A 20,842-nucleotide genomic window follows, 5' to 3' on the forward strand; every position below is an offset into this window, starting at 1 on the left:
TGGGTGTTGTGTGCATCCAGGTGCCGCATGGCCCTGGACACGGACACCCATTCAAAAGGCGTGCCAGCCAGGACAGGTGCGCAAGCCATTGATTGCATTGGGCGGCGATGCGCACGGGCCGGCGCGCGCAGCGGGCACTGTCCCCATCCGAGACGTTCCAGCACGGGACAGCTGTCACGAAATGGAACACTCGGGACGGCAGTCAGGTCTGCGGCATTGCCCCGCGCGCCGCCCTCGGTCCATACTGGCCCGAAAGGGCGCCCTGACGCCCGAGCAGGAGACAGCATGCCAACCCCTTCCGCTTCCCTGGCCTTGCGGCAGGCCCGCCAGCATCTGCTGGAGTCCGGCCGCTGCCCCGCCGGCCTGCTGGACGAGCGCCTGGCGCGCTCATGGCAGCGCAGCGCCGACCAGGGCCTCAAGCCCACGGGCCGCCTGGGCCCGCCGGACAACCTGGAGCAGCACGCGCTGCGCATGCTGCGTGGCCGCCATCAGCAGTTGCTCGCGCATTCGCGTCCCATCATGGAATACCTGTTCGAGCAGGTGCGCGACAGCCAGAGCGTGGTCGTGCTCTCGGGCCCCTGCGGCACCCTGGTCGATACCTGCGGCGATCCCTATTTCCTGGACAAGGCCGGGCGCGTGGCCCTGACCAGCGGCGCCTGCTGGCACGAGGACCAGCGCGGCACCAATGCCATCGGCACGGCGCTGGCCGAGATGCAGCCCCTGCAGGTCCGGGGTGGCGAGCATTTCCTGGAGCGCAACGGCTTTCTGACCTGCTCGGCCGCGCCCATCCTCTCTGGCAGCGGGCAACTGCTGGGTATCCTGGACATCTCCAGCGAGCATGGCCGCGGCAGCGCCCATACGCTGGGCCTGGTGAGCACGGCGGCCCACATGATCGAGAACCGCCTGCTGGCCTGTGAAAGCCAGGGCGGCATGCGCCTGCACCTGCACGCCCATCCCGAAGGGCTTGGCACGGTGGCCGAGGCCATCGTGCTGGTGGCGCAGGACGGCTGGATCGTCGGTGCCAACCGCAGCGCGCTGGCGCTGCTGCGCCTTGATGCGGGTCGCATCGGGGGCGTGGCGCTGGACCAGGTGCTGGCCTGCGGCATGGAGCAACTGCTGGCGCGCCACAGGCTCAGGCCCGATGCGCCGCAGGCCCTGCGCACGCTGGAAGGCTTGCCGCTGTTTTGCCGCCTCGTGCCGGACCGCCACACCATCGGACCTGTGGCCAGGCCGGCAACCGTCGCGGTGGCCGCGCCTGAAGACGCGCTGGCGCGGCTGGATACGGGCGATGCGCGCTGGCGCGCCGCCGCTTCCCGTGCCCGGCGGGTGCTGGACAAACCCATTGCCTTGCTGATCCAGGGCGAGTCGGGCGTGGGCAAGGAGTGGTTTGCGCGTGCCTCCCATGACAGCGGCCCGCGCCGCGCCGGCCCCTTCGTCGCCATCAACTGCGCGGCCATTCCCGAGGCATTGATCGAGTCCGAGCTGTTCGGCTACGAGGCGGGTGCCTTCACCGGCGGGCGCCGCGAAGGCCGCCGGGGCCTGCTGCGCGATGCCGATGGCGGAACCCTGTTCCTTGACGAGATCGGCGACATGCCCCTGGCCCTGCAGGCGCGGCTGCTGCGCGTGCTGCAGGAGCGACAGGTCGTGCCGCTGGGCAGCGGCACGCCCGTGGCCGTGGATTTCGCACTGGTCTGTGCTTCCAACCATGCGCTGGAGCTGGCGGTGGAGCAGGGGCGCTTCCGAGCCGATCTCTACTACCGCATCAACGGGCTGGCGCTGGAGCTGCCGCCGCTGCGCGAGCGCACCGACCTGGAGGCGCTGTGCGTGCGCATCCTGGACGGCATCGTGCCCGGGCAGCCCGTGCATCTGGCGCCGGCCCTGCTCGCGCGCCTGACGGCCTACCACTGGCCCGGCAACCTGCGCCAGTGCGCCAGCGTGCTCAGAACCGCATGCGCCATGCTGGACCCGGGCGAGGACTGCATCGAATGGCGGCACCTGCCCGACGACTTCCAGGCGCAGCTGCACAAGAGCGCGCGCCTGGCGCCGGCCACGCCGCCGGCGGCCCCGGCGCAGAATCTCGACGAGCTGTCGCGCTCAGCGGTTCGCCAAGCGCTGGAGAACTGCCGGGGCAACATCAGCCAGGCCGCGCGCATGCTGGGCATCAGCCGCCAGACGCTGTACCGCAAGCTGGCGCGGGACAGGGCGCCGTGAAGCTCAGGCCTTGAAGGTGATCCAGGGCCGCAGCCGCACGGCGGCCTGGATCAGGCCCGCGCTCTCCTGCGACTCGATCACCGGGCCGATGGGCTTGTAGGCCTCGGGCGCCTCCTCGATGCGGCGCTCCTCGCGCAAGGTCACGCACTGCCAGCCCTGGTCTTCGGTGCGGGCCTCGGGGCGCAGGGCGCGCAGGGCCTGGCGGCGCATGCGCCGCCCCGCGCCATGGCTGCAGGACCAGAGCCAGTCGGCCGAACCCAGGCCCGTGACCAGGTAGGAGGCATCGCCCATGGAGCCGGGGATCAGCGCGAAATCGCCCGCGCGGGCCGGCGTGGCGCCCTTGCGGTGGATGTTCATGCCGTTCTCCTGCAACACCACGTTGTGCGGCACATCGACCACCAGGCGGGAATCCGCTGCGCCCACGATCTGCTCCAGGTCCTTGCGCACCAGTTCGGCCAGCACGACGCGGTTGGCCCAGGCATAGCGCGCCGCCACACCCATGGCCTGCAGGTACTCGCCGGCCAGCGGACCCGACAGTCCGTACAGGCCGCTGGCCGGGTGCTTCATGCCCTGCGGCCACTCGGCCCGGGCCCGGTCCATCCAGGCCTGGCCCACGAAAAAGCCCAGGTCGCGCGAGCCGCTGTGGATCATCACCACCACGTCGCCCGCGCGCAGGCCGGCCCGGTAGGCCGCGTGCCGGTCGATCACCTCGTCGACCACCTGCAGCTCCACGAAGTGGTTGCCCGATCCCACGGTGCCCAGGCAGGGATCGCGGAACACGGCGTGGCGTTCCTGCAGATAGGCGTGGGGGGCGTGGCGCGCGCCGCCCGCGAAATGCGCCAGTCCGATGCAGGCGTCAAGTTCCCGGTGCAGGCGTTCCTTGTCTGCGTGGCCCCACAGTCCGTCCTTGCCCAGGCGGTCGAGGAAGGCCGAAGGCCCGACATCGAACAGTGCGCGGAAGGCGGCCGTCGTCACGGGCACATCGCGCCCGCTGCCCAGCAGGCTGGCGGTCAGGCGCTCCACCAGCCGGCTCTTGTGGGGCGCCAGCTGGTCCAGCCGTGCGCCGGTGGTCAGCAGGCGCACGCTGCAGTTGATGTCCGTGCCTATGGCCGCGGGAATGACGAAGTCCTGCGGCGTGGCCACCACGCTGCCCACGGGAGCCACCGTGCCGGGGTGGAAATCGGGCGTGGCGCAGGCCTTGCACACGCCGCCGTGCCCGTCATGGCGGCGCACGGCCGCGAAGGCCAGCAACTGGCGCACGGCCTTGTCCTCCAGGGGAAGGCTGTCGGGCAGGAGGATATGGGCCTCGGCCTGGCCGTCGCGCACGTGGTAGATGCCGTCGCGATAGTCGAGGGAGATGCCCGTGCGTGCAAAGGCACGCTGGAGTCGCAGGGAAGTGTTCATGGCTGCAATGGCGCGAGGCCGGGACGGCGCTCGCAGCGTCCGGTTTCGTGCGGACGATGAAAGACATCCGGGCAGCAGATGCCCGGAAAAGCGTCTTTCTTGCAGCAGCTTGGATCAAGAAAGCAGGCGGCAGTATAGCCCGCCCTTCAGGGAGGCGCCAGCCGCCCGGCGGTGCATGTCGAATGCGCGGGATTTGCTGGGGATGGGGGCGGTCCGTGCGCCAGCGTACAGGGTGTGGCTGTGCACGTGCATATGTTTGGATGCCGTGTCCTGGGGTGTGGAGGAGTGGGAGAAGGGCTTGAGTGGAGCTATCTGACCATGGGGCGGTAGGCTATACGCGCATTTTCGTCTACGCGTTTCAGTATTTGAATGGCTGTGTGGACCTTTGCCTTACTGAATGCCTTCGATCTCAAATTAGCATCGGAATATGTGGTAGTGCTAATCAATGTGTTCCAGTTATTAAAATAAAAGCTGTCATAGACCACTCCGCCGTCTGATGTGTTTCCTCCATAGATATAGTCGTTTAATTTTAATCCGTATGGTATTAGTTCTTCTGATTCATTAATGTCTTTTTGGTTTTTTATTCTAGAGGCGCTGAGTATTATTGTTTGAGTGATGGGCCTTGCGGGCATTCCTAAAACACCAGAAAAATCATTGCAGTAGTGACGCCAATCATCTTGACTGCACATTCTTTTATCATATGGGGGGAATACTGTCATTTTATATTCAAAATATCCATCCCAATCACTGCCGACTTCACCATCATATTCAAATTTCACTCTTTGTTGGGGCATGAAAACACTTGAATAATATCTGCTTGCTGGAATGTTGCTCAAGTCAGGTATTGTTTGTACTACTATGAATGTACCGTGCATTGGAGTATGTGGAAACCGGTTTTTGTCAAACATTAGATCATCCCCAGCGTGAACATGTGAAAGTAATAGTGTGCAAGCTACATAGAATGTAATTTTCTTTAGAGTAAATTCAATTATTTTGTTGAGATTCATATTTTTCATTTGTTTTGGATGGGATTTGTTTAGATAATCGTGCTCCTTGGGAATTCGATCTTTGTGGAACTGTGGTACATGAATTTCCTGAGATCACCTTTCTGATTTCGTATCCTGGTGATATGAAAGTCAAGGGAAAGAACCTTGTTTGAAGCTACTTGGTCATGGGGCGGTATGGAATACGAGCGTTTTCATCAATACGTTTGAGAATTTGAATAACTCCATGGGCCTTGGATGATTTATTTCTTGTTTTGGAGCTTATGTCGGCTTCGGAGTATGCTGTTCTACTAATTAATGTATTCCAGTTCTTGAAGTAAAAAATGTACGAAGCCCCTCCGTCGCTGATGTTGCCTTCATATACAAAATCCTTGCGCTTTAGTCCATGTTTAACGAAATATTCTCTGAGTGACAAGTAGACTTCATCTTTGGCTATTTCTGTGGTCATTATCAAATCTTGTGTGACTGGTATTGCTGGAATTTCTTTTGTTCCATGAATTTCATTGCAATAGTGCAGCCAATGGCTTTGCGAGCACATCCTGGGATCGTAGGGTGGATAAACTGTCATCTTGTACTCAAAGTAATCTTCCCAATCGCTACCCACCTCGCCATCATATTCAAACTTGACCCTTTGTTCTGGCATGAATAGGCTTGGGTAATATTGGTTGGATGGGATCGCCCTGATATCTGGAATTGTCTCTATTACAACAAAAGTTCCGTGCATCGGAGTATGTGGAAAGGTGTTTTTGTCGAACATAAGATCATTTGCATAAACTCTGGAGCAAGAGGATGTCAAAAAAAATAACAATGCAGTGATTTTTGAAATTAACAGTTTCCTATTGAGGTTTGAGATCGTTTGGAAGAATTTTTGTTTTGTAGGATTTGTTGAGATAATCATGCTCTTTAGGTATCCTGTCCTTGTGTGCGATCCCTCGATAATTTTGCGTGCTGAGTTGATTTACAGCTCTATTCTTATCGCCTTGGGCCATATATTTAGATAGTCCTGAACTAGAATTGTTTGTAATGTTCCCGTCTTGGTATGTTCTGGAAAATAGTACAGTCTGCTCTTCCTTGGATAAATTCTCGAAATTTTTAGGATTTTCTAGAGACTCCGTATTGATCTCGTAGCCAAGCTTTGCTGTTTCTAATTTTTCGCTCTTCATTTCTTTGTCAATTAGATCTGCCTCCTCTTTAGTAATCCGTAAGGGGTTTTCTCGCAGATATTTGCATGCCTCCGCACGCTTCAGCTTCATATATGGCTTGAGCTTGTCGATCAGCGCTTGAGGGATTCCCGCCTTTTTCAGTCGATCCGCATAGACCTTGGGATCCTGCTGCCCCAGATCCACCCCCGTACCAATGGTCACGCCCGAAGCGCTGGCGCCTCTGAGAGGGCCATCCTTCTTTCCCTTGACGCGCGCGGTGTTGATGCTGATAACGCCATCTTTGACCCCCACACCCTGAGGCCACCAGGGCACATAGCCTTCGGTGGCCTGGCCGCCTTCGTACTGGGCGAGTTCGTCGAAGTCGATGTCGGTGCCGGCTTCGGCGTTGATGGCGTCCGCCGTCGCCTGGCTCATGCGGTTGCCGGCCTTGGGCGTGGGGCCGGCGCAGTTGGTTCGCCGTACCGTCTTGCAGGACAGCACGGCACCATCGGCGATGGCGCCCGTGCCGCAGCTCTTGAGGATCTGGCGCATGACCTCGTCCCAGTCGTCCGGTTCAAGCCTGGCCTGCAATGCCTCGTTTTTCTCGCGCGCATGGGTTTGCTGCTCGGGCGTGAGCGGTGGTGGAGAAGCCGGGGTCTTTTTCTTACTCATGGTGCAGCGGGCGGTGGGCCAGGCGCCGGGATGGCTGCCAGGACATGGTCTATCCAGTCCTGCGCGGCCTGATGGCTGGCCTGGTGGCGCAGGAAGTAGCGGCTCATTTCTTGGATGAACTCGGGAGAGCAGCCCAGGTGCGCCGCGCGCAGCGTGGCGAACGCAAACTGCAGGACTTGCGGCTTTTGCGTGACACCGGCGTTGCAGCAGGTGTCGCAGGCCGCGTCCACCAGGGCCTGCATCTGTGGCAGGGGCTGCGCAGGCAGGCCCGGCATGAGCAGGGCGAAGTGCTGCTGCCATTGCTGGAGTACCAGGGCTGCGAATGCCTGGCGGGAGCGGGCGGCGGCCTGGCGGTCGAGATGCCGCAGCTGGTGCGCAGAGATCTTCAGGAACATGGCTCGGCCACCGTGTGGTATCGGGTTTGCAGATGGCTGGCCCGGGTCAGTCGGTTGAACAGGGCGTTGCCCTGGCTGGAGTACGCCACCAGGCTTTGGCCGGTCTGCGGTACGAGGAAGGTGGCAAAGGGCATTTCGCCGGGGACGCGCAGCAGATCATGGACCTGGCCGGGGTCTGCCTGCTGGAGGAGTCCGCAGAGCACGCGCGGGTCATAGAAGCGCAGGTGAGCGGTCTGCCATCCGGGAAGCCGCACGGTCAGGAATTTCTTGAGGTGCCGCCTGATCTGCCGTGTCGTCAGGCTTGCCGCGATGAAGATGCCCCAGTGCTGCAGCCAGCCTTCGGCCAGCCAGCGGCGGTAAATCGGGCTGTTCCGGTGCACGTGCAGCAGGTAAGGGGCCACGCGGGCGTACCGCACGGCCGGCATGCCGTCGTACAGGCACTGGATTTCGCTTTCGGCGGGCTCGTTCTGCAACTGTGCATACAGGCTGCCGTGCAAGGCGCAGTCCACCACGGCATACAGGCAGGGTGCGGGTGCCATGGCTTGCAGCAGCAGCGCGTGGCGCTGGTCCTGCTCCCGCGACCATGCCACCCGGGAAGCGGCGGGGCCCTGCATCTTCTCTACAGGTCCGTGACCAGGCTTTGGCCGGATTCGGCGGCCTGGACCAGGCATTGCCCATGGCTCTTGCCGATGAAGACCGTGCCGCATCCGCTGGTGATGACTTCGCCGCAAGCCACCATGTCGCCCATGCGCGCAGCGGGCCGGCCATTGAAAAGCACCGTGGGCTCGCCTTCGGTGATGGTCTCGGTGCCCCGCCTGTGGCCCACCTTGTCGCTCAGGCGCGCGGCGGGTTGCGAGCCGATGAGGATGTCGGCGCTGCCCTCCAGGATGGGGCCTTCGGGATGGGAGTCGCCTTGTCGTGCTGCGGGTGGGCCCATGATCGTTCCTTGGTTTGGGGGAATCAGAGGGATATGCCCTGGGTCAGGCATTCGGGTTGAATCCAGGCGTGCTGCCAGGGGGCGCGGCCGAGGGGGCTAGCGCGCTGCCCAGTGGGCGGCCCAGTGCGCCGCCCAATGCACCGGCCATGGCGCCCGTCAGGGCGCCGGTATCCCCGCCGCCAATGGCTTTCGCGGTCTGCACCAGGCCCTTGATCTGCTGCACGGCACCCAGGGCGCCCTTGAGACTGGAGGCCGCCTGTGCCAGCCCCTCCATGGCGTCATCGAGGCCCGGGACGGCCGGGTCGGGTTCCGCAGGCGCGGGTGGGGGAGGTGCCTCGGGGGCGGCCTGGGCCGCGCCGCAGTTCACCTTGACCTGGGCTGCGTCCACGTGTATCCCCGAGGCCGCCAGCATCTCGATGTGCGTGCCGTAGAGGTAGATGCCGCCATCGGCCCGCAGCACGATTCTTGCGGCACCACAGGCCAGTTCCAGATGCTCGCCCGCGGTCCGTATCAGCACCGTGCCCGCCGCGTGCTGGCTGTACTGGCCCACATGGACTTTCCACGACTTGCCGATGTCGGCCTGGAACGTATCGCCGGCCGACAGACGGCTGTTCCTGCCGACGTCCAGGTGATGATCGTTGCCGACCTTGAAACTCTGGTCCCGGCCGATCTGCGAACTCTGGTTCATGCCGACCAGCGTGTTCATCAGCATCCCGACATTCACGCTGTAGGCGGCGCCAATGTTGACCACCCTGGCGATGCCCACGTTCTGCAGGCAGGCGATGCCAATGGTCTCGCTCTTGTAGCGCCCCACCATGGTGGACCAGTTGCGCCCTATGCTGTCCTTTTCGTGCTGGCCCACGGTCTTGTGGCGGGATTGGCGGATGTGCAGGCTCTCGTCCAGGTCCACCGTCCTTCGGCGGTTCTGGTGCACGGTCAGCGTCTCGTCCAGGTCCACCACCTCGGTGCGCCAGCCGTGCACGTCGATCTTCTCGTTGCGGTCCACCACCTCCGTCCTGTCGCGGTGGATGGTGTTGAATTCGTCCCGGTCCACGACCTTGCTGCGGTCCCTGCCGATCCAGGTCTCCGAGTCGCACTCCACTTCGGCGAGCATGTCCTTTTGCGCATGCAGCCACAGCTGCTCGGCACCGGCCTTGTCCTCGAAGCGCAGGGCGTTGGCCGTGCCCGGGCTGTTCTTCATGCCGTCGCCCGGCACGCCGCCCTGGCTGGAGCGCGTCTTGATGCCCGACTGCGTCTTGTTGGCCGGAAGCTCCCAGGGCGGCATGGCCATAGCGTTGTAGACACGGCCCGTGATGATGGGATGGTCCGGGTCGCCGTTGAGGAAGTCGACGATGACCTCCTGCCCTATGCGCGGGATGTGCATGCTGCCGTAGCCCGCCCCCGCCCAGTTCTGGCTGACGCGGATCCAGCAACTGGAGTTCTCGTCCCTCTTGCCGTAGCGGTCCCAGTGGAACTGCACCTTCACGCGGCCGTATTTGTCGGTGTGGATCTCCTCGCCCGCGGGGCCCGTGACCACCGCCGTCTGCGGGCCCGTGGTGTGGGGCTTGGGCGTGCTGCGCTGGCTGCGGTAGGCCACCCGCTTGGGCACGGCATGGAAGCCGATGCGGTAGGTGGTGGCGCTGTCGGTGCCGCCACGCCCGGCAAGGCCGCTGCCGCCTGCGCCATCGCTGGTGCGCGCGTTCTCCTCGAAGCGGTAGGTGGCCGTCTCGATCAGGTAGTCCTTGTTCAGATCCTGCCGGGGGTATTTGCAGAGGGTGAACAGATGGCCCGGCGCCATGCAGCGGGCATTGCCCTCGCCCCGCACGCTTTCGCGCTGGACCTGCAACTGTTCCAGGCGGATGCGGGCGTATTCCTCGCCATGGCGGCGGTCGGTGTAGCCGCCGGGCCAGTCGAAGATCTCGCGGTCGTCTTCCCTGTGGCCTGCGGGGAACTCATCACCGGTGCCCAGCATGGCCCTGGGCTGCTCGAAGTCGTAGTCGTCGGCCGCGAACCGGCCGGAGGCAATGTCCTCGAAAGCCCCGAACATGTCCACGTGGTCTTCGTCCTTGACCTGCCCGGCACGGTCGCTGCTGTAATAGGGAATGGTGCGCGGGCCGTGGGGCAGGAAGGAGACGGATCCTATGTCATCGCCCAGCAGCAGGGTATGCCGGCCCAATTGGTGGGCGAACAGGTAGAAGATTCCTTCTTTTTCCATGAGGCGGGAGACGAAATTGAAATCGCTTTCTCCGTATTGCACCAGGTAGCCGTGCCTGCGGTATTTGCCCACAAGCCGCAGTTCCGTGACGAATCCATAGGGTTCAAGCACCTCCTGCACGATTTCCGGCACGGTCTTGTTCTGGAATATCCTGAAATCCGAACGTCTTGTGGCGTGCCATAGCCAGGGGCGCAATACAGCCTCGTAGCTGGAAAAGGTTCCATCGCGGCCGGTGTAGGTGAATTGTGTCACCTGACCTGAAAGAAATCGCTTGCCACTTCCATGGATCTCGGTGGTCAGGTCCATCTCTATGCTCATGTCCTTGCCCAGCAGGGACTTGGCGGCAATGTCCGGCTGCTTGCTGATCAGGCGCACGCGGAATTCGAAGAGCCGCGAAATGTGCTCCTGGCCCATCAGGGACCGGAATTCCAATTGGTCTCCCAGCGGGCTGCGGGCAATGAAAGTGCGTTGAGACATCCGGTTCCCTCCTGTCGTGCGCGCAAAGCGCGGATGCCCGCAATGCCATGGCGGGACATGGGTTGGTGCATGGAAATGCACGGTCGACGGATGATAGGCTGGGGCTATGGAGTGAACGAATTCCCTTGAAGTAACTGGTTATTACATATCCGGGATGAAATCAGAAAATTCTGAGAAAAGTAGGTGTTGAAGATTGAGAAATAGGAATTGTCCTATGGGCTGTTATATATTTTCAGACAATGTCCTATGAAAGGGAGTCCGAATCACGAAAGTGAAAATAAATGCAACCTTCCCATGGTTTCCTGGGCGGGTGGGAAGGCGTTGACGGAATCCCGTTTTTCGGCCATGGACAGGCGTTCCCAGGTCCCCGCATGGCCAGGACGCAAGCGGTGCGGAGCGGGCCGGCCACTGGCTGGAGGAGCCGCTCAGGTGCAGGGCGCCCAGGGGCACGCCTTCGGCGTCGACCACGGCGGCGGCCAGGGCGACCTCGCCCATGATGAAATCATCGACCACCATGGCATAGCCGCGCTCGCGCACCTTCCTGAGTTCCGCCTGGACGGCCTTGGCCGTGGTCAGCGTCCTGGGCGTGCTGGCTGGCAGGTTGCCGACGGCCGCAATGTCGCCAGGCCCGCCGAAGCCGCTGCCGCCTATGCCCGCGAGATCGCCAGGTACCGCGAGATGATCCGCGTCACGGGCTACGTGCAGGCGGACTGACCTGGGCCAGCGCGCTTTCCAGCAAAGCCGTCATCTGCGGCAGGTCGGGTTCGGCGCTGGTGACCAGCACGATGGATCGCTCATAGGCGGCCCCCGCGACGGGCAGCATGCGGCAGTCGCCCGCGAAGCGCTCCAGGCCCGTCCAGCGTGGCACCAGGCCCACGCCCATGCCGTCGGCCGCGAGCATGGCAATGGCCTCCAGCGCGTCGAGGTCGCACAGCACGGCGGGCTCCAGCCCCTGGTCGGCCAGCCAGCGCGCCGCATGGCGCCCGCCCCAGGCGTCGGGGTCGTAGCGGATGTAGGGCAGGTCGCGCAGCAGCGTTGCGGCCCGGCCGCGTACGCCCGGTGGGGCCAGCAGCACCAGCGGTTCGCTGCGCAGCTGCACGGCGCGCAGCATCCTGGGCAGCTCGAACGGCGGCGCGACGATGATGGCCGCATCGAGTTCGCCGGCCTGCAGCATCTGGAACAGCGAACGCGAGGTGCCGGGCACGATGACGGGCCGGCACTGCGGCGCCGCCTGTGTGAGCCTGCGCAGCGCCGCCGGCAGCATGCCCGTCAATGCGGTCGAGATGGCACCGATGCGCAGCGTGCCGCCGAGGCCATCGGCGCTGGCGTCGCTGGCCAGCAGCGCGGCCTCGCGCACCAGGCGCCGTGCGCGTGGCAACAGGGCGATGCAGGCCTGGGTGGGGCGGGCCGCATGGCCGCTGCGCGACAGCAGGGCAAAGCCCAGCTCGCGCTCCAGCGCCTGCACGCGCTGGCCCACGGCGGCGGCGGTCAGGTGCTCCATGCGCGCCGCATCGGCGATGGAGCCGCTGTCCACCACGGCGATCAGGCTCTTGAGATAGCGTGTCTCCAAAAGATTTCCTTGGGGAATGCAAAGAAATCAACGCTATCACTTTCGAAAGGCCTCTGCTAGGCTCGCGCCACCCACGGCGGGCCCCGGCCCGCGCATCCGTCCCTCACAGGAGAAAAAAACCATGCGCACGAGCTTTCACCTTGCCTACCATGTCCGCGACCTCGACGCATCGCGCGCCTTCTACGGCGGCCTGCTCGGCTGCCAGGAAGGCCGCAGCACCGACACCTGGGTGGACTTCGACTTCTTCGGCCACCAGATCTCGCTGCACCTGGGCGAGCCTTTCGCGGTCACCCACACGGGCCGCGTCGGCGAACACATGGTGCCCATGCCCCACCTGGGCCTGGTGATGGCCATCGCCGACTGGAAGGCCCTGGCCGAGCGGCTGCAGGGCCAGGCGATCGACTTCGTGATCCCGCCCAGCCTGCGCTTCGAGGGCCAGCCCGGCGAGCAGGCGACCATGTTCTTTCGCGATCCCAGTGGCAATCCCATCGAGGTCAAGGGCTTTGCCGACCTGGACAAGGTCTTCGCGAAATGAGTGGCGCGCAGTCCGTGCTGCCCTTGGTCTGCGCGCCCGGCTATCCATCGGCCCGTGCCTGGCTGCAAGCCTTGCAGACAGCACTTCCCGAGGAGCGCGTGGTCCCGCTGGACATGCTGGATGCGGCACAGCGCGCGGCCTGCGAGGTCGCCATCGTCGCCAACCCGCAGCCCGCCGACCTGCGCACGCTGCCGAACCTGCAATGGGTGCACAGCGTCTGGGCCGGCGTGGAGCGCCTGGTCGGCGACCTGGGCGGCAGCGGCCTGCCCATCGTGCGCCTGGTGGACCCGCAGCTGGCCGACACCATGGCCGAGGCCGTGCTGGCCTGGACGCTGTACCTGCACCGCGACATGCCGCGCTATGCGCGCCAGCAGGCCGCGCGGCAATGGCTGGCGCATGACCCTGTGCATGCCCGGGAGCGCACCGTATCCCTGCTGGGCCTGGGCGCCCTGGGCGAGGCGGCTGCGCAGCGGCTGCTCGGCGCGGGCTTTCAGGTCTGCGGCTGGAGCCGCACGCGCAAGCAGCTGCCCGGCGTGCACTGCCATGCGGGCGCTGCCGAACTGCCGGCCATGCTGGCGCGCACCGACATCCTCGTCTGCCTGCTGCCGCTGACGCCGCAGACGCAGGGCATCGTCGATGCGCAGGCGCTTGCCGGCCTGCCCGCCGGCGCCTCGCTGATCAACTTCGCGCGCGGCCCCATCGTGGATGACGCGGCCCTGCGCGCGGCGCTGGACAGCGGCCATCTGGGGCATGCCGTGCTCGATGTGTTCGCGCAGGAGCCGCTGCCCGAGTCCGCCTGGCAATGGACGCATCCGGCCGTCACCGTGCTGCCCCACATCTCGGCGCCGACCGACCGCGCCACCGCCTCGGCCATCGTGGCGGGCAATATCCGGCGCTGGCGTGCGACCGGGCAGATGCCGCAGGCGGTGGATGCGGCACGGGGCTATTGATCAGGCCTCCGCGCTCAAGGCCCCTGGCATCAGTTGCCCGCCCCAGGACTGCGTCAACGCCTCGATGGCATCGCCCACCACGCGGCAGGCCTGCGTGAGCTTGCCGTGCTTGGGCAGGGCCAGCGCCACATGGCGCACCAGGCCGGGGTTGACCAGCCGGCTGGCCTGCAGCCGGCCCTGGCGCAGTTCGGCGTCGATGGAGTAGGGGCCGATCACCGAGTACAGGCCGCTCGCATGGGCGACCAGTTCCTTTTGCACGGTCAGCGAATCGGCCTCGGCGGCGGCGATGAGGCGAAAGCCGTGGCCGTGCGCCGCATCGTCGAGCGCGTCGCGCCAGTGGCTGGGGCGGCGCGGCAGCACCAGCGGCAGGCCGTCGAGCCGAGTGAACTCCAGCGTGGGCGCCTGCGTCAGCGGATCACCGGGGCGCGACACCAGATAGCTGTGCGCCGTGCTCAGCAGCCGTTCGTCGCCGCCGCCCGGGCGCGCGAAGCGGAACAGGATGGCGATGTCCACGGCGCCGCTGTCCAGCAGGGCGTCGAGCTCCGTGCCCTGCGCTTCTGTGATGTTCAGGCGGATGCCCGGGTGCTCGCGCTGCAGCCAGCCGAACAGATGGGTCATCAGCGGGTGCGCGGCCGAGGGCACGATGCCCAGGCGCACCTCGCCCCACAGCTGCCCCGCCTCGGCGCGCAGCGTCTCCTGCAGTTGCTCGGTCTCCTGCAGCCAGCCGCGCAGCCGGGCCGCCGCGCGCAGGCCCAGCGGCGTCAGCGTGACGCCCCGGCCCGTGCGCCGGAACAGGGCGCCGCCCAGGGCCGACTCGAACTCGCTGATCTGCCGGCTGATGTGCGACTGCACGGTGTGGCGCCGCGTGGCGACCTTGCTGATGCTGCCGGCCTCGGCGACTTCGAGGAACAGCCTGACGCTGGGGAGATGCATGGTGGATACCCGATGGAGATATGCCTTTTTCAGCAATCCTGAAAACGGAAAATTCTATCTATGCAGATATCGACGCGATTTCTACAGTGGACCTTGTCCCTTGCCAGCGGCGCTTCGCTGGCAGTTTTCCAGAACTTGCGACAAGGAAAAACCGTTGAAACTCGCCAGCTTCATCCATGCCGGACAGCCCAGCTACGGGCTGGTCCGGGACGGCAGCTACCTGCAGCCGCCGGCTGAATTCCTCGCCCGCCACCCCGACCTCGCCAGCGTGCTGCGTGCCCAGGCGCTGGATGCGCTGGCGCAGGCCCTGCAGCAGGGTGGCGTGTCCATCGACGCCGCGCAGACCCGCGCCCTGCCCGTGATCCCCGCCCCCGGCAAGCTGATCTGCGTGGGCCTGAACTACAAGACACACGTGGCGGAAACCAAGCGTGCCGACAGCGAGTACCCGTCGCTGTTCCTGCGCTTCAACGACAGCCTGGCCGCCGATGGCGACGAGGTGCTGCGCCCCGCGTTCTCCGAGCGCTTCGACTGGGAGGGCGAGCTGGCCTTCGTCATCGGCAAGGGCGGGCGCCATATCGCCAGGGAAGATGCCTTCGGCCACATCGCCGGCTACGCCTGCTTCAACGACGTGAGCGTGCGCGACTGGCAGCGCCACACGCACCAGTTCACGCCCGGCAAGAACTTTCCCGGCACCGCGCCCTTCGGCCCCTGGCTGGTCACGCGCGACGAGGTGCCCGACGTGACGAAGCTCCAACTGGAGACGCGCGTCAACGGCCGGGTGATGCAGAAGGCCGGCCTGTCGGACCTGATCTTCGACATCCCCACCATCGTGGCCTACGTCTCGCGCTTCACGCCGCTGTCGCCCGGCGACGTGATCGCCACGGGCACGCCCGGCGGCGTCGGCGACCGCCGCGAGCCGCCGCTGTACATGAAGGAAGGCGACATCGTCGAGGTCGAGATCACCGGCCTCGGTGTCCTGCGCAACCGCATCGGTACCGACGACGCTGCAGCCGCTTGAGGATGGAGACAAGCCCCATGGAAAACAACGCCACCCCCGCGCAACGCCCCCGGCTGCGCATTGCCGTCGACATCGGCGGCACCTTCACCGACATGGCCGCCTTCGACGAGGCCAGCGGCCAATTGCTGTTCGGCAAGGCCCTGTCCACGCATGGCGAGCTGGTCAACGGCATCCAGGCCACCATCGACAGCGCCGGCATCGACTGGCGCGACGGCCAGCTGTTCCTGCATGGCTCGACGATTGCGATCAACACGCTGCTGGAGCGCAATGGCGCGAAGACGGCGCTGCTGATCACCGAAGGCTTTCGCGACATCTACGAGATCGGCCGCGTGAACCGGCCCGATGCCTACAACTTGTTCTTCAACAAGCACCAGCCTCTGGTGCGGCGCTCGCTGCGCCATGAGGTGTCCGAGCGCCTGCGCGCCGACGGCAGCCTGCACAAGCCGCTGGACGAGGCGGCCGTGCGCGAGCTGGCGCGCGAGCTCAAGGGGCAGGGCGTGGAGGCCGTGGCCGTGCTGCTGCTGCACTCCTACCGCAACCCGGCGCACGAGCAGCGCGTCAAGCAGATCCTGCAGGAGGAGATGCCGGGCGCCTTCGTCTGCGCCTCGCACGAGCTGTCCCAGGAGTACCGCGAGTTCGAGCGCGTCTCCACCGCCGTGGCCAATGCCTACGTGGGCCCGCGCGTGTCCGAATACCTGGGCCAGCTGGAGGACCACCTGGGCGGCAAGGGCTTCGGTGGCGACTTCTACATCGTGCAGTCCACGGGCGGGCTGTTCCCGGTCGAGCATGCCAAGGTCGGCTGCGTGCGCATGCTCGAATCGGGCCCGGCCGCCGGCGTGATCGGCGCCCAGGCCATCTGCGCGCAGCTGGGCATGGGCGACGCCATCGCCTTCGACATGGGCGGCACCACGGCCAAGGCCGGCGTGATCAGCGAAGGCCGGCCGCTGACCACGGGCTCGGCGCTGATCGGCGGCTACGAGCGCGCCCTGCCCATCCAGATCCCCATGATGGACATCCATGAAGTGGGAACGGGCGGCGGCTCCATCGCCCGGGTGGAGACCGGCAACGCGCTGCGCGTGGGACCGCAGAGCGCGGGCTCCATCCCCGGCCCCGTGGCCTACGGCCGGGGCGGCACGGAGCCCACGGTGACCGATGCCAACCTGGTGCTGGGCCGGCTGGACGCCGAGCATTTCCTGGGCGGCGAGCTGCGCCTGGACATGGATGCCTGCCAGCGCCAGATGGTGCAGCGCGTGGCGGCCCCGCTGGGCCTGGATGCCACCGAGGCGGCCGACGGCATCCTGCGCATCGCGGTCACCCAGATGTCGCACGCGGTCAAGGCCGTGACCACGGAGCGCGGGCTCGACGCGGGCAGCTTCACCATGGTCGTCTACGGCGGCGCGGGGCCGCTGCATGCCTCGGCGATCGCGCGCGAGATCGGCATCCGCAAGGTGCTGATTCCCTATGCGCCCGGGTATTTCTCGGCCTACGGGATGCTGTTCTCGGACCTGCGCTACGACTATGTGCGCTCGGTGTTCCGCAAGCTGGGCGACGTGTCCTTCGAGGAGATCGAGGCCGCCTACCAGCGCATGGAGGACGAGGGGCGCGCGGCGCTGGCGCAGTCCGGCGTGCGGCCCGAGGGCGTGGTCATCGAGCGCGCGGCCGACATGCGCTACGTGGGCCAGGAGCATGCGGTGACCGTGGACCTGCCCATGGCCTTCTTCGAGGGCCGCGACCGCTCGGCCATCAAGCGCCAGTTCGACGAACTGCACAAGGTGCGCTACGGCACCTCGGCGCCCCAGGAGCCGGCCGACCTGGTCAGCCTGCGCGTGACCGTGCTGGGCACGATGAAGAAGCCGCCCAGGCACAGCGTGGAAAGGGGCACGGCGGCGCCCGACACGCTGGCGGTGCGCGCCACCAAGCCCGTGTACTTCCGCAGCACAGGCTGGGCCGACACGCCGGTCTACATCCGTGACCGGCTGCTCTCGGGCAACGAGATCGCCGGCCCGGCCCTCATCGAGGAGCACGCCTCCACCACCGTCGTGCAGCCCGGCGACCGGCTGCGCGTGGACGAATTGGGCAACCTGCAAATCGACATCGGGAGCGACCGCCAATGAATGCCATCACCGAACCGAAGACCGTCGACCCGGTCACCGTGGAGATCATCCGCAACGGCCTGTACGCCGTCACCGAGGAGATGAAGACCAACCTGACGCGCACGGCCTACAACCTCATCATCTACGAGGCGCTGGACTTCACGGTCGGCCTGTTCACCAAGGAGGGCGACACGGTCTCCATCGGCCTGGGCCTGCCCATGTTCATCCGGGGCATGTCCGAGACCGTCAAGGCCAAGATCCGCCATTTCGGCTACGACAACATCCTGCCCGGCGACATCCTGGTCACCAACGACGCCTACACCACGGGCAGCCACCTGAACCACTTCACCTTCACCATGCCGGTGTTCCACGAAGGCCGGCTCGAAGGCTTCACCTGCTGCATGGCCCACTGGCTGGACGTGGGCGGCACGCTGGGCAACGTGACGACGGACATCTTCAGCGAGGGGATACAGATCCCCATCATGAAGTACCAGCGCCAGGGCGCGGTCAACCAGGACCTGATCGACATCATCGCCATGAACGTGCGCCTGGCCGAGCGCGCCCTGGGCGACCTGCGCGCGCAGATCACGGCCATCACCACGGGCGAGCGCCGCTATGTGGAGCTGCTGCAGCGCTACGGCGCGGGCGCCGTCAACGGTGCCATCGCCCAGATCATGGACGCCAGCGAGGCGGTGGCGCGCAAGAACACGCTGTCCATTCCCGATGGCGTGTACGAGGCCGAGTCCTTCATGGACGACGACGGCCTGGAGATCGGCAAGCGCATTCCCATCCGCGTCAAGGTCACGGTGCAGGGCGAGGAGATGACGGTGGACCTGTCGGACGTGTCGAAACAGGTGCGCGGCTTCTACAACAGCGGCTTCACCACCGGCATCGCCTGCGCCCAGGTCGCCTACAAATGCCTCACGACGCCGACCGACTACCCGGTCAACGACGGCAGTTTCCGGCCGCTGAAGGTCATCATGCCCATGGGCACGGTGATCAGCGCCGAGCGGCCCTATCCCATGCGGGTGTGGATGACCTTCCCCATGACGGTCATCGACACCATCTTCAAGGCCCTGGCGCCGGCCATTCCCGACCGCTCCATCGCGGGCCACCATGCCGACCTGGTGTTCCCCAACATCCACGGCATCTCGCCCGAGGACGGGCGGCTGTTCATCGTCGGCATCGGCCCGCTGGGCGGCGGCTGGGGCGCCAAGAGCCGCGAGGACGGTGTTTCCGTCACCGTCTGCATCAACGACGGCGACACCCACAACAGCCCCACCGAGCAGCTGGAGGCCAAGTACCCCGTGCTGGTGGAGAAGTACGAGATCCGCCAGGACTCGGCCGGCGCGGGCGAGTTCCGCGGCGGCCTGGGCGCGGAGATGGTGGTGCAGGCGCTGTCGCCCTTCACCGTCACCACGCGCATCGACCGCGTGCACTGCAAGCCCTGGGGGCTGGAAGGCGGCGGCGACGCCATGGGCAATGGCCTGGCCGTGCGCCACAAGGGCGAGTGGAAGACCGACCATGCCAACGCCAAGATCTTCAACGTGCGGCTGGAGCGCGGCGATGCCTACAGGATGCTCTCCGGCGGCGGGGGCGGCTTCGGCGACCCGCTGGCGCGCGACCTGGACAAGGTGGCCGAGGACGTGCGCGAAGGCTATGTGAGCGCCCGGGTGGCGCGCGAGGTCTACCGCGTGGCCCTGGACGCCCGGGGCCAGGTGGACCACGCAGGCACGCAGGCGCTGCGCAGCGGCGCCGCTGCATCCGGTGCGGCGTCCTGCGCCGTGGCCTGGGACGGGCAGTGAGCACGGCCATGGCCTCGGCAACGGCACAGCAGGCGGCCCTGCTGTGGGACCTCTGGTGCGGACTGGCCCTGCGCCATGTCGCCCTGGGCGGCGCCTGCGCCTGCGGCGCGGGCGGCATCAGCCTGCGGCTGGAGGATTTCGAGCTGGACATCGTGGACTACCTGCAGGACGGGGGCGAGCGCTGCGAGCAGCCCGAGGTGGCGCACTGGTTCCGTGCCCGCAGCGGGCTGGAGTGGGGCGGCCAGCCGCTGCGCGACCTGCTCGACGTGCTGGGCTCGGATGCGGTGCCGCCGGCCGTGGCGCAGTGGGCGCTGGCGCGGCTGGAGCGCACGCTGCGCTCGTTCGCCGAAGTCCATGGAGGCGCGGCATGAGCGGCCATTTCTCGGCCCTGCTGGCCCTGCCGGACGATGCGCGGCCGCGCATCCCGGTGACCGTGCTCACGGGCTTTCTGGGCAGCGGCAAGACCAGCTTGCTCAACCGGCTGCTGGCCCTGCCCGACCTGGAGGGCACGGCCATCATCGTCAACGAGTTCGGCGCCACCGGCATCGACCAGGCGCTGGTCAGCTTCGCCAGCGAGGACACCGTGCTGCTGGCCAACGGCTGCCTATGCTGCAGCGTGCGCGGCGACCTGGTGGGTGCGCTGCAGCGGCTGGCGCAGCGTGCCGAGGGCGCGCCACGCCGCGTGCTCATCGAGACCAGCGGGCTGGCGGACCCCGGCCCCATCCTGCGTTCCTTCCTGGGCGAGCCCACGGTGCGCGCGCGCTACGCGCTGGCCGGCGTGGCCTGCACGGTCGATGCCCTGCTGGGCGAGGCCACGCTGCGCGGCTACCCCGAGGCGCAGCGGCAGCTGGCGGTCGCGGACCTGGTGCTGCTGACCAAGACCGACCTGCTGGCCGGCGCGCCGCCGCCTGCGGACCTGCTGGACGCCATCCGGTCGCTCAACGGCCAGGCCCCGCTGGCCCGGGAGCCGGTCGGCCATGTGCAGCGGCTGCAGCAGCTGATGTGCACCGAGCCCCAGGCCCTGGAGGCGGGGGCGCAGGCGCCGGCCTACCGGCCCGCGCTGCCAGGGCAGGAGGCCGGCGAAAGCGGGGGCCAGGGTGTGCACCGGGGCGGCATCTCGTCCTTCGTGCTGGAGCGCGAGCAGCCCCTGCCCACGGCGGCCTTCGGCGAGTGGATGGACATGGTCATGGCGCTGCGCGGGGACGACCTGCTGCGCGTCAAGGGCATCGTCCACCTGCTGGAAAGCCCGCAGCAGCCGCTGGCCATCCACGGTGCCCAGCACCTGTTCGCGCCGCCGCAGCGGCTGCCGGCCTGGCCCGGCGAGGACCGGCGCACGCGCATCGTCTTCATCACGCGGGGCCTGGATGCCCAGGCCCTGGACGAGACGCTCAGCGTGCTGGTGCGCCGCCATGGCCGCCGCGCCATGCCTGCCGGCGCGGCCCCATCGATTTCACAAAAAACAGGAGACAGACCATGAAGAT

At 66.0% G+C, this 20,842-nt stretch carries 20 protein-coding genes; 9 read left to right on the forward strand and 11 right to left on the reverse strand.

The genetic code is table 11. The annotated features are described in order from the left end of the window. Positions 1 to 285: 285 nt before the first annotated feature. Positions 286 to 2,211, forward strand: a complete 1,926-nt coding sequence (locus L1Z78_RS04885; RefSeq protein ID WP_234640433.1) for a sigma-54-dependent Fis family transcriptional regulator — start codon at positions 286 to 288, stop codon at positions 2,209 to 2,211. 3 nt (positions 2,212 to 2,214) lie between these two features. On the opposite strand, the gene L1Z78_RS04890 is transcribed toward L1Z78_RS04885, so the two are convergent. The 9 genes from L1Z78_RS04890 to L1Z78_RS04930 all read right to left on the reverse strand — a co-directional run bounded on the left by L1Z78_RS04890 (position 2,215) and on the right by L1Z78_RS04930 (position 10,994). Next, on the reverse strand, positions 2,215 to 3,615 hold the full coding sequence (locus tag L1Z78_RS04890; protein ID WP_234640434.1) for an RtcB family protein: 1,401 nt from the start codon (positions 3,613 to 3,615) through the stop codon (positions 2,215 to 2,217). Positions 3,616 to 3,923: 308 nt separating this feature from the next. Continuing rightward, positions 3,924 to 4,622, reverse strand: coding sequence for a hypothetical protein (locus L1Z78_RS04895; RefSeq protein WP_234640435.1), 699 nt, complete (start codon positions 4,620 to 4,622; stop codon positions 3,924 to 3,926). A gap of 154 nt (positions 4,623 to 4,776) precedes the next feature. Further along, entirely contained in the window at positions 4,777 to 5,376 is a 600-nt protein-coding gene (locus L1Z78_RS04900; RefSeq protein WP_234640436.1) for a hypothetical protein, read from the reverse strand. A 79-nt stretch (positions 5,377 to 5,455) separates the two neighbouring features. Further along, positions 5,456 to 6,433: a pesticin C-terminus-like muramidase gene (locus tag L1Z78_RS04905; protein WP_234640437.1), complete on the reverse strand. Its 978-nt coding sequence runs from the start codon at positions 6,431 to 6,433 to the stop codon at positions 5,456 to 5,458. Further along, entirely contained in the window at positions 6,430 to 6,828 is a 399-nt protein-coding gene (locus L1Z78_RS04910; protein ID WP_234640438.1) for a hypothetical protein, read from the reverse strand. Before L1Z78_RS04910 ends, L1Z78_RS04905 begins: the two co-directional genes overlap by 4 nt. Continuing rightward, positions 6,819 to 7,442: a DUF4123 domain-containing protein gene (locus L1Z78_RS04915; protein WP_234640439.1), complete on the reverse strand. Its 624-nt coding sequence runs from the start codon at positions 7,440 to 7,442 to the stop codon at positions 6,819 to 6,821. The genes L1Z78_RS04910 and L1Z78_RS04915 overlap by 10 nt, the downstream gene beginning before the upstream one ends. Before the next feature lie 5 nt (positions 7,443 to 7,447). Further along, the gene (locus tag L1Z78_RS04920) at positions 7,448 to 7,765 is read right to left on the reverse strand and encodes a PAAR domain-containing protein (protein ID WP_234640440.1); all 318 of its coding nucleotides are present in this window, start codon (positions 7,763 to 7,765) and stop codon (positions 7,448 to 7,450) included. Positions 7,766 to 7,808: 43 nt separating this feature from the next. Then, positions 7,809 to 10,457: a type VI secretion system Vgr family protein gene (locus L1Z78_RS04925; protein ID WP_234640441.1), complete on the reverse strand. Its 2,649-nt coding sequence runs from the start codon at positions 10,455 to 10,457 to the stop codon at positions 7,809 to 7,811. Positions 10,458 to 10,679: 222 nt separating this feature from the next. Then, the gene (locus L1Z78_RS04930; protein WP_418921673.1) at positions 10,680 to 10,994 is read right to left on the reverse strand and encodes a hypothetical protein; all 315 of its coding nucleotides are present in this window, start codon (positions 10,992 to 10,994) and stop codon (positions 10,680 to 10,682) included. Here L1Z78_RS04930 and L1Z78_RS28125 point away from each other — a divergent pair. Next, complete coding sequence (locus L1Z78_RS28125; protein WP_418921720.1) at positions 10,887 to 11,171, forward strand: hypothetical protein; 285 nt, start codon at positions 10,887 to 10,889, stop codon at positions 11,169 to 11,171. The genes L1Z78_RS04930 and L1Z78_RS28125 overlap by 108 nt on opposite strands. On the opposite strand, the gene L1Z78_RS04935 is transcribed toward L1Z78_RS28125, so the two are convergent. Continuing rightward, positions 11,146 to 12,027: a LysR substrate-binding domain-containing protein gene (locus L1Z78_RS04935; RefSeq protein ID WP_234640442.1), complete on the reverse strand. Its 882-nt coding sequence runs from the start codon at positions 12,025 to 12,027 to the stop codon at positions 11,146 to 11,148. The two genes, L1Z78_RS28125 and L1Z78_RS04935, sit on opposite strands and share 26 nt — an antisense overlap. 121 nt (positions 12,028 to 12,148) lie before the next feature. Between L1Z78_RS04935 and L1Z78_RS04940 the strand changes: the two genes are divergently transcribed. After that, positions 12,149 to 12,562, forward strand: a complete 414-nt coding sequence (locus L1Z78_RS04940) for a VOC family protein (protein ID WP_234640443.1) — start codon at positions 12,149 to 12,151, stop codon at positions 12,560 to 12,562. Continuing rightward, positions 12,559 to 13,512, forward strand: a complete 954-nt coding sequence (locus L1Z78_RS04945) for a 2-hydroxyacid dehydrogenase (protein WP_234640444.1) — start codon at positions 12,559 to 12,561, stop codon at positions 13,510 to 13,512. The genes L1Z78_RS04940 and L1Z78_RS04945 overlap by 4 nt, the downstream gene beginning before the upstream one ends. Here the strand turns inward: L1Z78_RS04945 and L1Z78_RS04950 are convergent, their stop codons facing one another. Continuing rightward, on the reverse strand, positions 13,513 to 14,445 hold the full coding sequence (locus L1Z78_RS04950; protein WP_234640445.1) for a LysR family transcriptional regulator: 933 nt from the start codon (positions 14,443 to 14,445) through the stop codon (positions 13,513 to 13,515). A 154-nt stretch (positions 14,446 to 14,599) separates the two neighbouring features. On the opposite strand from L1Z78_RS04950, the gene L1Z78_RS04955 reads away from it, so the two are divergent. The 5 genes from L1Z78_RS04955 to L1Z78_RS04975 are packed head-to-tail and all read left to right on the forward strand — an operon-like array spanning position 14,600 to position 20,838. Next, complete coding sequence (locus tag L1Z78_RS04955) at positions 14,600 to 15,463, forward strand: fumarylacetoacetate hydrolase family protein (RefSeq protein WP_234640446.1); 864 nt, start codon at positions 14,600 to 14,602, stop codon at positions 15,461 to 15,463. A gap of 17 nt (positions 15,464 to 15,480) precedes the next feature. Next, positions 15,481 to 17,577 (forward strand): hydantoinase/oxoprolinase family protein, encoded by a 2,097-nt coding sequence (locus L1Z78_RS04960; RefSeq protein WP_234640447.1) that lies wholly within the window; start codon positions 15,481 to 15,483, stop codon positions 17,575 to 17,577. Continuing rightward, entirely contained in the window at positions 17,574 to 19,361 is a 1,788-nt protein-coding gene (locus L1Z78_RS04965) for a hydantoinase B/oxoprolinase family protein (RefSeq protein WP_234640448.1), read from the forward strand. Before L1Z78_RS04960 ends, L1Z78_RS04965 begins: the two co-directional genes overlap by 4 nt. Before the next feature lie 8 nt (positions 19,362 to 19,369). Further along, on the forward strand, positions 19,370 to 19,732 hold the full coding sequence (locus tag L1Z78_RS04970; RefSeq protein WP_234640449.1) for a hypothetical protein: 363 nt from the start codon (positions 19,370 to 19,372) through the stop codon (positions 19,730 to 19,732). Further along, a complete protein-coding gene (locus L1Z78_RS04975) occupies positions 19,729 to 20,838 on the forward strand; it encodes a CobW family GTP-binding protein (RefSeq protein WP_234640450.1) in 1,110 nt (369 codons plus the stop codon). The genes L1Z78_RS04970 and L1Z78_RS04975 overlap by 4 nt, the downstream gene beginning before the upstream one ends. Positions 20,839 to 20,842 lie beyond the last annotated feature (4 nt).

It is taken from the genome of Delftia tsuruhatensis, assembly GCF_903815225.1.
In the GTDB taxonomy this organism is placed as follows: Bacteria; Pseudomonadota; Gammaproteobacteria; order Burkholderiales; family Burkholderiaceae_C; genus Comamonas; species Comamonas tsuruhatensis_A.